The organism is Bradyrhizobium altum (assembly GCF_020889705.1).
In the GTDB taxonomy this organism is placed as follows: Bacteria; Pseudomonadota; Alphaproteobacteria; order Rhizobiales; family Xanthobacteraceae; genus Bradyrhizobium; species Bradyrhizobium altum.
In genome coordinates, this window is record NZ_JACMYP010000109.1 from 1 (window position 1) to 13,855 (window position 13,855).

At 63.9% G+C, this 13,855-nt stretch carries 13 protein-coding genes and 1 tRNA gene; 9 read left to right on the plus strand and 5 right to left on the minus strand.

What is annotated here, in order from left to right; genetic code table 11:
* The 6 genes from hisD to H8B02_RS24500 all read left to right on the plus strand — a co-directional run.
* On the plus strand, positions 1-817 hold an 817-nt coding region (gene hisD, locus H8B02_RS24475), incomplete at its 5' end, for a histidinol dehydrogenase (RefSeq protein ID WP_229168635.1).
* Positions 814-1,320, plus strand: a complete 507-nt coding sequence (locus tag H8B02_RS24480) for a UPF0262 family protein (protein ID WP_092123128.1) — start codon at positions 814-816, stop codon at positions 1,318-1,320. The genes hisD and H8B02_RS24480, both read left to right, overlap by 4 nt.
* 168 nt (positions 1,321-1,488) lie before the next feature.
* The gene (locus tag H8B02_RS24485) at positions 1,489-1,953 is read left to right on the plus strand and encodes an arsenate-mycothiol transferase ArsC (RefSeq protein WP_229168636.1); all 465 of its coding nucleotides are present in this window, start codon (positions 1,489-1,491) and stop codon (positions 1,951-1,953) included.
* Positions 1,954-2,148: 195 nt separating this feature from the next.
* Positions 2,149-2,778, plus strand: coding sequence for a Maf-like protein (locus H8B02_RS24490; RefSeq protein ID WP_229168637.1), 630 nt, complete (start codon positions 2,149-2,151; stop codon positions 2,776-2,778).
* Between the two features lie 269 nt (positions 2,779-3,047).
* Positions 3,048-3,230 carry a DNA gyrase inhibitor YacG gene (gene yacG, locus H8B02_RS24495; RefSeq protein ID WP_229168638.1) on the plus strand — a complete coding sequence of 61 codons (183 nt, stop codon included), beginning with the start codon at positions 3,048-3,050 and terminating at the stop codon, positions 3,228-3,230.
* Between the two features lie 139 nt (positions 3,231-3,369).
* Positions 3,370-3,445, plus strand: a tRNA-Phe gene (locus tag H8B02_RS24500).
* 105 nt (positions 3,446-3,550) lie between these two features.
* Here the strand turns inward: H8B02_RS24500 and H8B02_RS24505 are convergent.
* The 4 genes from H8B02_RS24505 to H8B02_RS24520 all read right to left on the minus strand — a co-directional run bounded on the left by H8B02_RS24505 (position 3,551) and on the right by H8B02_RS24520 (position 9,473).
* Positions 3,551-4,351 carry a hypothetical protein gene (locus H8B02_RS24505; RefSeq protein ID WP_229168639.1) on the minus strand — a complete coding sequence of 267 codons (801 nt, stop codon included), beginning with the start codon at positions 4,349-4,351 and terminating at the stop codon, positions 3,551-3,553.
* On the minus strand, positions 4,332-6,533 hold the full coding sequence (locus H8B02_RS24510) for an AAA family ATPase (protein WP_229168640.1): 2,202 nt from the start codon (positions 6,531-6,533) through the stop codon (positions 4,332-4,334). The genes H8B02_RS24505 and H8B02_RS24510 overlap by 20 nt, the downstream gene beginning before the upstream one ends.
* Positions 6,534-6,603: 70 nt before the next feature.
* Positions 6,604-8,247 carry a hypothetical protein gene (locus H8B02_RS24515; RefSeq protein ID WP_229168641.1) on the minus strand — a complete coding sequence of 548 codons (1,644 nt, stop codon included), beginning with the start codon at positions 8,245-8,247 and terminating at the stop codon, positions 6,604-6,606.
* Between the two features lie 620 nt (positions 8,248-8,867).
* Complete coding sequence (locus H8B02_RS24520) at positions 8,868-9,473, minus strand: TetR/AcrR family transcriptional regulator (RefSeq protein WP_229168642.1); 606 nt, start codon at positions 9,471-9,473, stop codon at positions 8,868-8,870.
* Positions 9,474-9,591: 118 nt separating this feature from the next.
* Here H8B02_RS24520 and H8B02_RS24525 point away from each other — a divergent pair, with 118 nt between their 5' ends.
* Positions 9,592-10,449 carry an oxidoreductase gene (locus H8B02_RS24525; protein ID WP_229168643.1) on the plus strand — a complete coding sequence of 286 codons (858 nt, stop codon included), beginning with the start codon at positions 9,592-9,594 and terminating at the stop codon, positions 10,447-10,449.
* Between the two features lie 159 nt (positions 10,450-10,608).
* A complete protein-coding gene (locus H8B02_RS24530; RefSeq protein ID WP_229168644.1) occupies positions 10,609-11,610 on the plus strand; it encodes an NADP-dependent oxidoreductase in 1,002 nt (333 codons plus the stop codon).
* 489 nt (positions 11,611-12,099) lie between these two features.
* Here the strand turns inward: H8B02_RS24530 and H8B02_RS24535 are convergent, their stop codons facing one another.
* On the minus strand, positions 12,100-13,260 hold the full coding sequence (locus H8B02_RS24535) for a caspase family protein (RefSeq protein ID WP_229168645.1): 1,161 nt from the start codon (positions 13,258-13,260) through the stop codon (positions 12,100-12,102).
* 104 nt (positions 13,261-13,364) lie between these two features.
* On the opposite strand from H8B02_RS24535, the gene H8B02_RS24540 reads away from it, so the two are divergent.
* The gene (locus tag H8B02_RS24540) at positions 13,365-13,817 is read left to right on the plus strand and encodes a UDP-galactopyranose mutase (RefSeq protein WP_229168646.1); all 453 of its coding nucleotides are present in this window, start codon (positions 13,365-13,367) and stop codon (positions 13,815-13,817) included.
* Positions 13,818-13,855 lie beyond the last annotated feature (38 nt).

Below are 13,855 nucleotides of genomic sequence, written 5' to 3' on the forward strand. Positions count from 1 at the left end.
GGTGCCGTCGCCGGACGGCAAGCTCAACCCGCTGGTGCTCGCGGCCGCCCATCTCGGCGGCGTCTCGGAAATCTACCGCGTCGGCGGCGCCCAGGCGGTGGCGGCGCTGGCCTACGGCACCGCGACCATCGCGCCGGTCGCCAAGATCGTCGGCCCCGGCAACGCTTATGTCGCCGCGGCCAAGCGGCAGGTGTTCGGCAAGGTCGGCATCGACATGATCGCCGGCCCCTCCGAGGTGCTCGTCATTGCCGACAACACCGGCAATGCGGACTGGATCGCGGCCGATCTGCTGGCGCAGGCCGAGCACGACGTCAGCGCGCAGTCGATCCTGATCACCGACAGCCCACGGCTCGCGGCCGATGTCGAGCGCGCGGTCGAGGCGCAGCTTGCGACGCTGCCGCGTGCGGCGATTGCGCGCGCTTCGTGGGACGATTTTGGCGCCGTGATCATGGTGGCAAAGCTCGACGACGCGGTCGAGCTCGCCAATGCGATCGCAGCCGAGCATCTGGAGATCATGACCGCGGACGCCGAGGGCCTGTCGAAAAAGGTCCGCAACGCCGGGGCGATCTTCCTCGGGCCCCATACCCCGGAGGCGATCGGCGACTATGTCGGCGGCTCCAACCACGTGCTGCCGACCGCGCGCTCGGCGCGGTTCTCCTCAGGCCTCGGGGTGCTTGACTTCATGAAGCGAACCTCGATCCTGCGGTGCGGGCCGGATCAGCTTCGTGCGCTCGGGCCCGCCGCGATGACGCTCGGCCAGGCCGAGGGTCTCGATGCCCATTCACGTTCCGTCGGATTGCGCCTCAACCTCTCATGAACAAGCCACCAGACGACGAGGATTCCAACAATCGCATCGTCGCGGTGACGCTCGACGAGGAATCGATCGGCCGTTCCGGGCCCGACATCGAGCATGAGCGGGCGATCGCCATCTACGACCTGGTCGAGCAGAACCTGTTCGCGCCCGAAGGCGCAGCCGGGCCGGGGCCCTATACCCTGCATATCGCGATCACCGGCAATCGGCTGATGTTCGACATCAGGAAAGAGGACGGCGCGCCCGTGGTGGCGCATCTATTGTCGCTGACGCCGTTCCGCCGCGTCGTGAAGGACTACTTCATGATCTGCGATAGCTATTATCAGGCGATCCGTACCGCGACACCGGACAAGATCGAGGCGATCGACATGGGGCGCCGCGGCATCCATGACGAAGGCTCGCGCACGCTGCAGGAGCGGCTCAAGGGCAAGGTGCGCGTCGATTTCGAGACCGCGCGGCGGCTGTTCACGCTGATCACTGTGCTGCACTGGAAGGGTGAAGGCGCATGATCCCGACCCGGAGGGCCGCGTTAGCGCAAAGTGGGCACCGGTTTTCGGTCGCGACAAACGCGAGCGTTTGCGCGGAGATCATGCGCCAGAATAAGAGGCGTATGATCCCGATCGTCCTCACTTCGCCAGACGACGGGGGCGTACCCCGGTCGAAAAAAGCCTGATCGCATGGAAGCGCCGCGCGCGCGCAGCCCCCAGGCCGTGCTGTTCGCATGCGGGCACAACGCCGTGCGCTCGCCGATGGCCGAAAGCCTGCTGCAGCAGATGTTCCCGCAAGGTGTCTATGTCCGCTCCGCCGGCGTGAAGAAGGGCGAACTCGATCCGTTCGCGGTCGCGGTGATGGCCGAGTTCGGCCAGGACATTACCGGCCACAAGCCGCAGACCTTCGAGGAGCTCGAGGATTGGGAGGGGCTGAACTTCGACCTCATCATCACGCTGTCGCCCGAGGCGCACCACAAGGCGCTGGATCTGACCCGGACGCTCGCCGCCGCTGTCGAATACTGGCCGACCCCTGATCCGACCGGCACCAGCGGCAATCGCGAGCAGAAGCTCGCCGCCTATCGCGAGGTCTGCGACGGCCTGCTGCTGCGCATCCGCCGCCGCTTCACCAAGGCCGGCGTCGCGAACCTGTAAGACTCAACGCAGGGACCCGCGTGTTCCGATTCGCAAGGTCCGCCGCTTGTCGCCAGACTGACAAACAGCTGTGCTTATGGGGCCTTGTCGCCCACGGGGAAGCGTGATTCGCGGCCGGTTCCAAGGTTGTGCATCGATGCCCCATCCGATAGGTTCCGCCCGCGTCCGTCCCCCCGATTCAGCCCAAAAGCCCGCATGCTAGGCCGTCCCAAATTCGTTCTTGCTTCCGGTTCGCCGCGGCGGCTGGCCCTGCTCAACCAGGCCGGCATCGAGCCCGACGCGCTGCGTCCGGCCGATGTCGACGAGACCCCGCGGCGGGGCGAGTTGCCGCGCGCCTGCGCCAACCGCCTGGCGCGTGCGAAAGCGGACGCGGCGCTGAAGTCGGTGCAGCTCGACGACGATCTGCGCGGCTCCTTCATCATTTCCGCCGACACCGTGGTGGCGGTCGGCCGCCGCATCCTGCCCAAGGCCAATCTGGTCGACGAGGCCGCGCAGTGTCTGCGCTTGCTGTCGGGCCGCAATCACCGCGTCTACACCGCGATCTGCGTGGTGACGCCGCGCGAGGCATTCCGCCAGCGCCTGGTCGAGACCCGCGTGCGCTTCAAGCGGCTCAGCGACGACGATATCCAGGCCTATATCGGCTCCGGCGAATGGCGCGGCAAAGCCGGCGGCTATGCCGTGCAGGGCATCGCCGGATCCTTCGTGGTCAAGATGGTCGGCTCCTACACCAATGTCGTCGGCCTGCCGCTCTACGAGACCGTGACCTTGCTTGGCGGCGAAGGCTTTCCGATCCGCCACGGCTGGCTCAACACCGCCACGGTTTAGTTCTGACGAAACTCTCTTCCCCGCCGCATCGGCACTGCACCTCTCCCCTTGTGGGAGAGGTCGGAATTCAAGCGGCCGCTTGAATTCCGGGTGAGGGGTTTGTCTCCGCGGATAGAGACACCTCATCCGGCGCTGCGCGCCACCTTCTCCCACATCCGCCTCCGCCAAGGCTTCGGCGGACAAGAGGGGAGAAAGGAAGAGGAGCCGGAGCATAGCGGAACAAGCGATCGCCTCCTCAATTGCCAACTGGTGTAAACTCCGTCCCAGCCATGACTGACCAAGCCCGAACACCTCCCGCCACCGCGCGCACCTGCCCGATCTGCGGCAAGCCCGCCCAGCCGGCCTTTCTCCCGTTCTGCTCGTCGCGCTGCCGCGACGTCGACCTCAACCGCTGGCTCAGCGGCCGCTACGTCGTTCCCGGCCGCGAGGACGACGTGGAGGACCCGGAATAGCCAAGATTTCCCAACAAGTTGGGGAAATAATGCTGGCCGGGCCGCGCCCGGCGAAGCGTTTCGCGAAGCCGGGTGGACACAGCGCCCCGACCTCTCTATAAACCGCCCGCTCGCTTCGGCCTTTCGGCCCCGCGGGTATGCCCAGGTAGCTCAGTTGGTAGAGCATGCGACTGAAAATCGCAGTGTCGGTGGTTCGATCCCGCCCCTGGGCACCATTCCTCTCATGTCAATTTTGATCGGCTGGTAGCACGAACGAGCAAACGGGTGGCACGGATGCGCGCCCGGTGACTGGCGTCCAGAATCGGGCGTCTGCGGCGGACCTAGCGATAGTCCCTGTTGTTGATCGTCTTGCTGTCCTTCCCGTCAGCGCCGGTCGGCATGCATTCCACCTGCACGAGGTCGGGATAGAGCTCCCAGGATCGCACCAGGAATTTCCTGCGCACTCCGTAGGAGGTGATGACGCAGCGGTTCAGCACCGGGCTGACTGCCGCGGCGACGTACCCGGGATAGAACAGCGAGCCATGATGGAGCACGCTCCAGATCTCATTGAACCAGGTCGCACGCACCCGGAACGTCACCGTGTTCTGCTCGGTGCAGGGCAGCGTCTCGCAACCGTAGACCTCGTGGACTTCCAGGCCTTCGGTTTGCGAACTGGAGAGGTTCTGGGAGTTGGAAAGATAGAGCTGCTCGTCGCGCTGCACAGTGGCTAGATACCAGGGCAGGGTCGCAGCGACCGTCACCGCGCCGTAGACGAGGTAACAGACGGCGATCGTCGCGAGGATCATGATCCCGCCGCGCGCCTTGCTGAATTCCGGATCGCCATAGGCGTCCTTCGCGTAGACGCAGCGCGCCCACAGCGCGCGGTAGCCGGCGAACACCCATCGCAGGAAGCGGTAGATCCGCCAGGTGACCGGCGCGATCAGCTGCAGGTAGATCCAGCCGCAGGAGCGGACGAATTGCGACCAGAACCGGCCGAGCATGCTCAATTCGCGGTGGGCGCGCCCAAGATCGGACTGGTCGTAGGACTTCTTGGCCTCATAGGCCTTGGTCTTGAAGTCGGACAGCGTCTTGTCGATGCCGTGCAGCAACGCATCAGCGTCGTCATGCGGCTTTTCTGTCATGGGGGATCCAGTTCGACGTGAAATTGCGGCTCGTGGCATCGAAGCCGATGTCGAGCGTACCGCTGAAGGCGGTGTCCGCCATCGTCTTCTCGACGATCATGGCTTCGATGCGTTTGATGCGCCCGGGCAGGCCGCGCGCTCCGATCTCGGGCGAATAGGTCTTGTCGCAGAACTCCCGTAACTGGGCCTCGGGGAAGCGCACCTCGATCGATTGCGCCATGTAGAAGGCGTTGATGCGCGAGATTTCGCGAAACACGATCTTCTCGATCGTCTCCATGTTGAGCTTGTGGAACAGGATGATGTTCTCGCGTCCCTCGAAGCGGTTCAGGAATTCGGTTCGGAAGGCCTTCTTCAGGTCGCGGATGGTGAGTTCGTAGGCCTCATCCTGGCTCAGGTCGCCGGGACCGGTACCGACCCGCAGCGCATGATCCGCGCCGATATTGGTCGTCATCGGCATCACCACGTCGCCGAACTCGACTTTGCGGCCCAGATTGTCGCGGCAGCGCCCGTCGTCGAGGATGTTGAGGCAGATGTTGAAGATGTCGGGGTGGGCCTTCTCGATCTCGTCCCACAGCATGACTTGATACGGATTGGCCCGCACCGAATTGGTCATCTCGCCGCCGGCCGCGAAGCCGTCATAGCCCGGAGGCGCGCCGATCAGCTTGGTGACGTCGTTCTTCTCCATGAACTCGCCCATGTCGTAGCGGTTCAGCGCCTTGTCGGTGTCGAACAGCGCCTCCGCCAACCCCTTGGCGACCTCGGTCTTGCCGACGCCGCTGGCGCCGCAGAACAGGAAGGGCAGCGGCTTGTCGGTGCGCCGGCCCCGCCGCCAGACCTTGACCGCACGATCGACATGATCGAGCACCGCGTCCTGACCGAACACGCGACGCTTCAGCGAGCCGTGGAGATTGAGCAGCTTGACGGCGTCATTCTGCTTGAGCTTGGAGGCGTCGATACCGGAGATCAGCGAAAATTCGTCGATCACCATATCCGCGGTGAACAGCAGCCGATCGTTGATCTCCTTGGTGACGGCCTTGTATTTCACCCGGTTTTCGTCGACGGCCGCCTGGGTCCGCGCGATGTCGCCGCGCAGCTGGAGAATCTCGGGCGTCGCATAACCGGACGCCCTGGCGATCAGATCGAAGTCGGCATCGCCGGCGGAGGTCTTGGCGGCGGGCTCGTCGAGGTGCCGCTTCTTCTCGTCTTCCTCGAGCCCGCGCAGCTGGGCCTCCATGTGTGCGATCGACTTCTCGCCCTCGCGTTGCGCCGCGTAGTAGCCCTTGATCCTGGCCTGGTATTCGGCGAACTCGGCCTTGTGGCGGGTGATGGCGGCGCGCACGGTGGCGGCCTTTTCCTGGTTTCCGGAGGCCGATCCGCCGGCCGTGAGGCGCGCGAGCTCGGCCTCCAGCTCCGCCAGCAGCGGCGGCGTCGAATGCGCCCGCAACAAATAGCGTGCCATGCCGCGGTCCAGCAGGGTGCGGGTGCGCGCGGGCTGTGCCGCGGTGAGGCCGGTGTCGAGCGAACGGTACTTGCTCGTCATGTCGATGGCGGCCTTGACCGCCGCCGGATCGATCCGGACCTCGTAGCTCTCCTCGAGGTCCTTGGCGCCGTGCAGCGCGATCTCCTCGAGTTCAGCGCCGACCGGCTCGGTCAGATCCATCAGCGTGAAGTGGTCGCGGAAGTCGGAATGACATTTGAGGACCTGCGTCAGGTCGGCCTCGCGCACCTCGAGGAAGACCTGCGTCTTCCTCGCCTTCACCATCGCCGTCAACGCGTTGACGATGTGCATCAGCCCGCTGTTGCGCAGCGCATCGATCAGATCGAGCGTATCCTCGACGATCAGGACGCTGTCCGGGGTGCGGTTCAGGGTCGCGAATATGGTCTTGAACTGCTTGACGATGGCGTCGTTGTCGCCGAGGCCGAACAGGCCGTCGGTGTCGAGCCAGAACAGCCGCTTGTTGACGATGTCGAACGGCGCGTCGGGATCGGCTTTGCGCGCCTGCAGTGCCAGCGCCAGCGTGGTGATGCCGACGCCGCTCGGACCGGACACGATCACGCTGTTGGCCTCCATCCGCGTCAGGATGGTGCACAGTTCCTCGAACTTCTCGGCGCAGCCAACCAGCTTGAAGTTCTTCCGCTCGGCGAGCTTCTCGCTTCCGGTGATCAGGAAGTTGTCGGCCATTGGGATTTCCATCGCTCAGGCTTGCAAGTAAAGGAGGCCGGACCGGCAGTGCCGGTCCGGGAGGCGGGCCTCAGATCTGCCCGAACGTGATTTCCTTGTCGTCGACCGGCTTGGGCGCTGCGGACGCGGCCGACGCAGCGGCATCCTTGGCGTCCATGCCGATGCTCTCCTGCAGCCGTGCACGGACGGTCGCGGTGACATCGCTGAGCTCTCCGAGCCGGCTCTGGATGTTGGAGAGCCCGTCTTCCCGCAGCTTGTTGGCGGCCTGCAGCGATTCGGCGATGTTCGACATCGACTCGACCTTCTCCATGATCCGCTTGGATGCCTCGTCGACCTGCAGCGCTTGGCGGATGACTTCCTTGTTGGCGACGTCGTCGGTCACCGCATTCATCGCCCGCATCGAATCGCGCACGCTCTCCGAGGCCTCGTTGAGCGCCGAGTTGTTGAGCGCCTGGATCGTGGTGTTCAGGCTGGTAGCGACGCTCGCGATGCCGTCGCTGGAGAGTTCACGCAGGTTGACATTCTGCTTGCCGAGAGCGTCGTGGAAGGTGTTGGCGTCGACCGCGTCCTTCTCGAGATCGGCCACGGTCTTCTTGGTGCCGCGCCCGCTGTCCAGCAGGGCGGTGACGTGGCGTTCGAAATCGTTCTTCTTGCGCTCGCGCTCGAGGCGGGCAAGGGTATCCTCGCCATCCTTAGCAGCCGACAGCGCCTGTACCTTCTCCTTGTTTGCCGTGCAGGCGAGGTCGATGCCCTTGTCGAGAATCGCGACCACCGTGATCATCTGCGAGTTGATCTTGACGAGCTTGTCGGCCTGCCCCTCGATCCCTCCGAGTTCGTCGCGCAACTCCGACACCGTGACCTGCGACTTGTCGATGTAGTCGAGCGCCGCCTTGATGATGCCCTCGACGCGCTTGACGTGCTCGGGGCCGGAGATGTCGAGCATCTTGCGGACCTGGTCCTTCTCGGCCTTGAACTTGCCCTGCTTGGCGTCGTGCTCGGCCTTCTCGGCGATGATCGCCTGCGCCTTGTCGCGGCAGGTCTTCAGGCCTTCGATCCGCTTGGCGATCAGCAGTTCCTTGGCGGCGATTTCGGCTTGCGCGGATTTTTTGATGCCGCCGAACAGGCCGGTCTGCGTCTTCAGCTTGGCGATGTCGCGATCGAGCATGTCCTTGTCGGAGGTGATCTGCCGCGATTCGGCTTCGATCTCTGAGGTGCGGCGGTCCCAATCGGCCTCGCGCTTGCGGTCCTCCTCGATCTCCGCGAAGGTATCCAGCACGACATTGTCGCCAGCGGTGCGCAGCGTGTAGAGCGCATCGAGATTGTCGACCAGCGGCCGGATCATCTCGCGGAAATCGAGAACGCCCTTGTTCATGTCCGCAAAGGTCTGCTTCATCTTGGCGAAGACCGCCGTCGACGACAGCTCGATCAGCTTGCGCTGCATCAGCGTGCGCTGCTGCGCCAGATATTCCTTGTAGGTCTCGAGCTGCTTGATCGACGCCTTGCACTCGTCGGCGAGGTCCGGCGAGAGCAGGGCTCCGACCTGGCGGCTGCGCTCCTCCGGCGCGGCATCGGGATTGAAGACGATCTTGGCCACCGGATTGGCGGTGATGTCGACGGGTGCTGCCTGCGCCGCCTGCTTCGGCGCCATCCGCGCCTTGACGGCCTCATTGAGCGCGGTCGATTCGGCGAGTTTCGGGGATGCAGAGGTAGACATTGCAGTCGTCTCCTGGTCTGGCGACTCTAAAAGGGAGCCGCATAGGCAGCGCGGGCGTGCAAGCCGCGCTGCGCGAAAAAATCGTCCTTAGGCAGCTAACATGAGAAATCCGGCCGATGCGGAAACTAGATGCAGCTCCTCAGCCGCACAACCATAGGGAGGCCCAATTCGAGCGGTTAACCAAACGAAGTCGCGACATTGTTTATGCATCGTTCTGCGGTTGCTGAGTGTTTCAGCCCGGAAGGAAGCTCATGTTATTTCGCTGGCTGATTTGTCGCTTGGCGCCGCGTCCGGTTCGATTGAATTTTCGCGGGCCGGTCCTGGATTGATCATGGGTTGATCTGAGGCACACTTTGCTTTGGCTAATCAGGAGATGCGCTCTCGGGTTGACGCCCGCAAGGGTCGACACCGATTGAACGCGAAGTCGTCGTGTCACTCGGAAGCAGTCAACCTGCAGGGATAAATATTTGAATCTGCTTCGGAAATAGCCCCGTCATCCGGCTCCGGCCGGCTTGGTCGCGACGCGAGAAAACTATAGCGACTTCAATGACATGCGGGGGCGTGATTTTTATTTTGAATGGCGCGCCATTCATTTTCGCAGCCGCTTTGACCCCGAGAAATCAACGCTCCAGTCTTTTCTTGGTCGCGCCAAGGATGTCGTCCGCAAGCTTCGGATCGTTCACGGCGCGGGCGAGCACGATCGCTCCCACCAGCGAAGCAAGGGTCGCAGCCGCGTGCTCGTCGCGTTGGCGCTGCTTGATCCCCGATCCCATTCGGTCACCGAGCCATCCGACCATGCCGCGCACGCCGGCTGTGAAACGTTCGCGCACGCCTTGGCTCTGGCGCTGCATTTCACAGCCCCATGCCGCAAACGGGCAGCCGCTCCCCGGGTCGTCGCGATGCATCTCCGAGAGGTATTCCGAAACATAATTGCCGAGAGTAGGCACCTCCTCCAGTTCCTGGCCTTTGACAGCTATCGCGTCGGCCACCGCTTCTTCGACAAGCCGCTCCTTGGAACCGAATTGACTATAAAGGCTGCCGTGGGTCATCCCCGCCGCTTCAGTCAGCGTGTCGACGCCCACTCCGGAGATGCCGCGCTCTCGCAATAGGCGCGATGCGGCCTTGAGAATTCGGTCGCGGTTCTCGGCCGCTTTTTCCTTTGAAACACGCATGCCGCAGATATGGCGCCAGACCGCCCCCTTGACAAGTATAATTACGATCGTCATTTATATTAAAGATTGCGATCGTAATCAAACGGCCCGAGCCGAATTGATGCAACGAACCGATGCCGGGTTGGGAGCACGTTGATCGTGCTGCGCCGTCCATCGTCGCGAGGAGAAAGAGATGACCAGACCTACCGGGAAGATCGCGCTCGTTACAGGCGCCTCGTCGGGCATCGGCGAAGCCACGGCGGAGCGGCTCGCCGGAGCTGGTTACGTCGTCTACGGCACTAGCAGACGTGGAGCCCAGCCTGGCAAGCGATCGTTCGAGATGCTGTCCCTCGACGTAACCAGCGATGCTTCCGTGGAAGCCGCCGTCGGCGAAGTGCTGAAGCGAGATGGCCGCATCGATCTCCTCGTCAACAACGCAGGGTTCGGTGTAGCTCCCGCCGGAGCGGAAGAGAGCTCGATCGAGCAGGCCCGATCAATCTTCGAGACGAACTTTTTCGGGCTGGTGCGGATGACGCGCGCCGTCGTGCCCCACATGCGGCGCCAGGGTAGCGGTCGCATCATCAACATCGGCTCCGTTCTTGGCTTCCTTCCGATGCCGTATGGCGCGCTGTATGCCGCGACCAAGCATGCGGTCGAGGGTTACTCGGAATCGCTCGACCATGAACTCCGCACGCGAGGCATCCGGGTCTCGGTCATCGAGCCGGCCTATACGAAGACACCATTCGACGCGAACTTCATGGCACCGGACGCCAAGCTCGATGCATATCGCGAGGCTCGCGAAGGCGTCGACAAGAGGGTGAACGAGGTGATGGCGACCGCCGAACCACCTGGCGTCGTCGCCGACGCCGTGCTGGAGGCGGCCACTGCGGCGCACCCGAAGGTCCGATATCCGGCCGGTCGTCTCGCGAAGCGCCTGCGGCTTCTTCGCAGGTTTGCGCCTGCGAGCCTGGTGGACGCCGGGATTCGAAAGGATCTGCGGCTTGACGCGCCGTCGGCTTCGCAGCCCCTCCGCAAGGCGCGAGCCTTCTGAAAGCAGCAGGCTAGAGCATGATCCGGAAAAGTGCGAAGCGGTTTTCCGAAAAGATCATGCTCAAACAAAGAGCTAAAGCGCGATGACGATTCAGCCCAATCTCATCGCGCTTTAGACGCGAGAACCCAAGGTCCAGCCCGGGACCCGGACATAGGAACCATGAGAGCACTTGTCTTCAAACGTTACGGCAAGCCGGACCAGGTCGGGTTCGCCGATCAGCCCCGACCGAAGCCACGGCCGGATGAAATTCTTGTTCAGGTTCACGCGGCTGGCCTCAATCCCATCGACAACATGATTCCAAAGGGGACGTTCAAACCCATCCTCCGCTTCGAGCTGCCGGCCACGCTGGGCAGCGATGTGGCAGGCATCGTGGTGGAGGTTGGAAGCCGCGTGACCCGCTTCAAGCCAGGTGACGAGGTCTTCGCCAGTATCTTCGACCTCGGGACGGGCACCCTCGCTGAGTTTGCCGTCGTGCCCGAGAACGCGGCCGCCCTCAAGCCGCCAAATCTCGGCTTCGTGCAAGCCGCTTCGATCCCGATGGTCGGGCTGACGTCGTGGCAAGCGCTCAAGGAGCGTGCGCGTGTCAAGCCCGGCCAGAAGGTGTTCATTCCCGCAGGCTCCGGCGGGATCGGCACATTCGCGATCCAGGTCGCAAAGCATTTGGGAGCCAGGGTCGGGACGACAACCAGCACCGGGAATGTTGGCCTGGTGCGGAGCCTCGGCGCTGACGAGGTGATTGATTACACGAAGCAGCAGTTTGAGGATGTGCTGCGGGACTACGATGCGGTGCTTGGCACGGTCAGGGGCGATGCGATCGAGAAGTCGCTTCGGATTCTAAAGCCCGGAAGCGCCGTCGTCTCGCTCGTCGGGCCGCCGGATGCCGCTTTTGCTCGTGCCCGAAGCATGAACGTTTTCATGGTGCTCTTGTTCGGGTTGTTGAGCGGCAAGATAATTCGTCACGCCCGGACGCGCGGCGTTGAATACTCGTTTCTGTTCGTGCGCCCAGACGGCAGCCAACTGGCCGAACTCGGCGAGCTTCTCAAGGCCGGCACCATCCGGCCGGTGATCGACAAGGTATTTCCATTCGAGCAGGTGAAGCAGGCGCTTGCGTATCTCGAGAAGGGACGGGCCAAAGGAAAGGTCGTTGTCCAGATGAGGTAGTGCTGGGTGGGCCTAAAGCGGGATGGGCTTTGGTTGAATCGGCTTGTCGCGGTCTTGGTTCACCTCTCCCCGGCGCGAAAAAGTCGGATTGCACCCGGCGATGCGGAGCATCGTCCGATGCAATCCGGGTGAGGGCTCTTGCGCGCTCGATAGAGCGTAACCCCGATTTGCTGCGCAAATCGACCTCTCCCAAGGGAGAGGTGAAGTTTCGACGCCGTTGCAGTTCAACCTGATCTCATCAGGCTTTAGCGACTAACGCCGCGCCGAACGCCAGGGAGGCACCGGCGGCATGATTTCGGAATATTGGAAAAATACCCGTGAGTTGCCCGACATGTCAAGTCGCGTGGTCGAGCTCCGCGTCACCGCCGGCTACGTTGCATAGGGTTGTTTTCGATATTTTGGCAACGCGCCTCCCCCGCGAGCGACCTTGCGGGGGAGGGCCAGCGAGAAGGGCGCGCCGCACGGCGCGCTCTCTCAGGCTTTAGCGCCTCACTCGACGCTGCGTTTCCAATAACCGGTGCCGAGCTTGCCGGTGATCACGGCGGTCGAGTCGCGGACCTCGTAGGAGCCGGCGTCGCTGTAATTCCTCACCCCCTTCAGCGCATGCAGCGTCCAGCGGCCGTTGGCAAAGGTCACAGTGCCTTCGTGGGCTTGCGCCGAGCGGAAAGGCTCGGCGTGGAATTTGTAGGTGCCGTCGGCCATGATCTGCCAGATCCAGCGCGACTGGCCGCGGCCGCTCGCCACCATGATCTCCCAGGTGCCGACCAGCGCGGGATCGATGGCGCCGGCTGAGGTTGCTAATGGTGCCGGCAATGCCGGGGCCGCTGCTGCCGGCGCCACGTTCGCCTGTTTCGCACCCGCCGTCTCGGCCGCCGGCGCGCCCGCCAGATAGATCGCCTTGCGCGACAGCGAGCCGTAGACGAAGGGCTGCTGCGCGTTGCGGGTCGCCTCCATCACGTCGTCGCGGACGTTGCGGAACATGAAGGTGACCTCGACGCCCGGCGCCTCGATGTTGCGCAACAGCGCCGCGGCGAACGGGCTGTTGCGGCCGTCGCCGTCGAGCGCGGTGGTGCCGTCGCGCGCGGCATAGGCGACCAGCACATTGCCGACCGGCTCGATGCGGCCGAGCCCGCTATTTGTCGCGGCACGCGTGGCGAGCGAGCGGCTCATCTTCGCCGCGAACGGATTGTTGCGGCAGGCGTCGAGGATGACGAGGCCGAGACTTCCGGTGCTGGAGACCTGCAGCATCACGCTCTGCAGGCTGATCGCTTCATTGGCGGCATCGGTATCGCGCTTCAGCTCGGCATCGACCGGGATCAGCCAGTTGTCGCCATTGATCTCCATGCCGTGGCCGGCGAAATACACCGCGGCCATGTCGGCCCCGGCGGCGTTGCGTCCGAATGCGATCAGGCCGCGCCGCATCTCGTCGAAGCTGCCATTGGTGATCAACGTCACGGCGAAGCCGAGGCGCCTCAGCGCCGCAGCGATATCGCCGGCATCGGTCGGCGGATTCGTCAGCGCCGGCACGCTTTTGTAGGAGCCGTTGCCGATCACCAGCGCCACCCGCTTGCCGTCTGCCGCAGCCGGCATGGCAAAGCCCGCGAGCGCTATGGCGATGGCCAGTCCCGAGACAAACGCACGGCGGTTCATGCTGGACCCGGTCGGAGGTGACGGGTCCAGGGTAGCGCAGCCGGCGCGAGGCGGCCACGGAAATGGCGGTGCGATCAGGCCGCCTGTTTCGGTGTCCCAGACCCTTGCCGGCACTGGCTCGGCGGGCAACAGGCTGGCTGCTGGTCGACGCGATCGCCGAGGCGCTCGGCAAGACCTGCGGCGCGTTTCCCAGGATTATCGTCGACGTGGCCGAGCAGCATCTGGTCTATCGCATCCGGCGCGCGCATGCCGGGGAAAAGACCACGATCTACCGCGAATATTCCCGCTTCGCCGACCGCGACGACGAGCCGCATTATCCGATCAACACCGCCGCCGCCCGCGCCATGCTCGCCTCCTATCACGCCATGACGGCGTCGCATCGGAACGTCGTCTTCGGCGGTCGGCTCGGCTCTTACAAATATCTCGACATGCACCAGGCGATCGGCGCTGCGCTGAAGACGTTCGAGCACGAGGTCGAGCCGTTCTTCACTGGCGCAGACATGCGCCCCGGCGACACCGCCGCGCGCCGCGACGCCTTGTCGCCTCTGCCGGCGTGATCTAATCCTGCCGGAGCGGGCAGCGAACACCATAACAA

Excerpts from the sequence above, each read along its gene's own strand:
- H8B02_RS24535 (WP_229168645.1), bottom strand. The coding sequence starts at position 13,260 with ATGAACCGCCGTGCGTTTGTCTCGGGACTGGCCATCGCCATAGCGCTC.
- H8B02_RS24520 (WP_229168642.1), bottom strand. The coding sequence starts at position 9,473 with ATGACGATCGTAATTATACTTGTCAAGGGGGCGGTCTGGCGCCATATC.
- H8B02_RS24510 (WP_229168640.1), bottom strand. The coding sequence starts at position 6,533 with ATGGCCGACAACTTCCTGATCACCGGAAGCGAGAAGCTCGCCGAGCGG.
- H8B02_RS24530 (WP_229168644.1), top strand. The coding sequence starts at position 10,609 with ATGAGAGCACTTGTCTTCAAACGTTACGGCAAGCCGGACCAGGTCGGG.
- H8B02_RS24505 (WP_229168639.1), bottom strand. The coding sequence starts at position 4,351 with ATGACAGAAAAGCCGCATGACGACGCTGATGCGTTGCTGCACGGCATC.
- H8B02_RS24490 (WP_229168637.1), top strand. The coding sequence starts at position 2,149 with ATGCTAGGCCGTCCCAAATTCGTTCTTGCTTCCGGTTCGCCGCGGCGG.
- H8B02_RS24515 (WP_229168641.1), bottom strand. The coding sequence starts at position 8,247 with ATGTCTACCTCTGCATCCCCGAAACTCGCCGAATCGACCGCGCTCAAT.
- H8B02_RS24485 (WP_229168636.1), top strand. The coding sequence starts at position 1,489 with ATGGAAGCGCCGCGCGCGCGCAGCCCCCAGGCCGTGCTGTTCGCATGC.
- yacG (WP_229168638.1), top strand. The coding sequence starts at position 3,048 with ATGACTGACCAAGCCCGAACACCTCCCGCCACCGCGCGCACCTGCCCG.
- H8B02_RS24525 (WP_229168643.1), top strand. The coding sequence starts at position 9,592 with ATGACCAGACCTACCGGGAAGATCGCGCTCGTTACAGGCGCCTCGTCG.
- H8B02_RS24480 (WP_092123128.1), top strand. The coding sequence starts at position 814 with ATGAACAAGCCACCAGACGACGAGGATTCCAACAATCGCATCGTCGCG.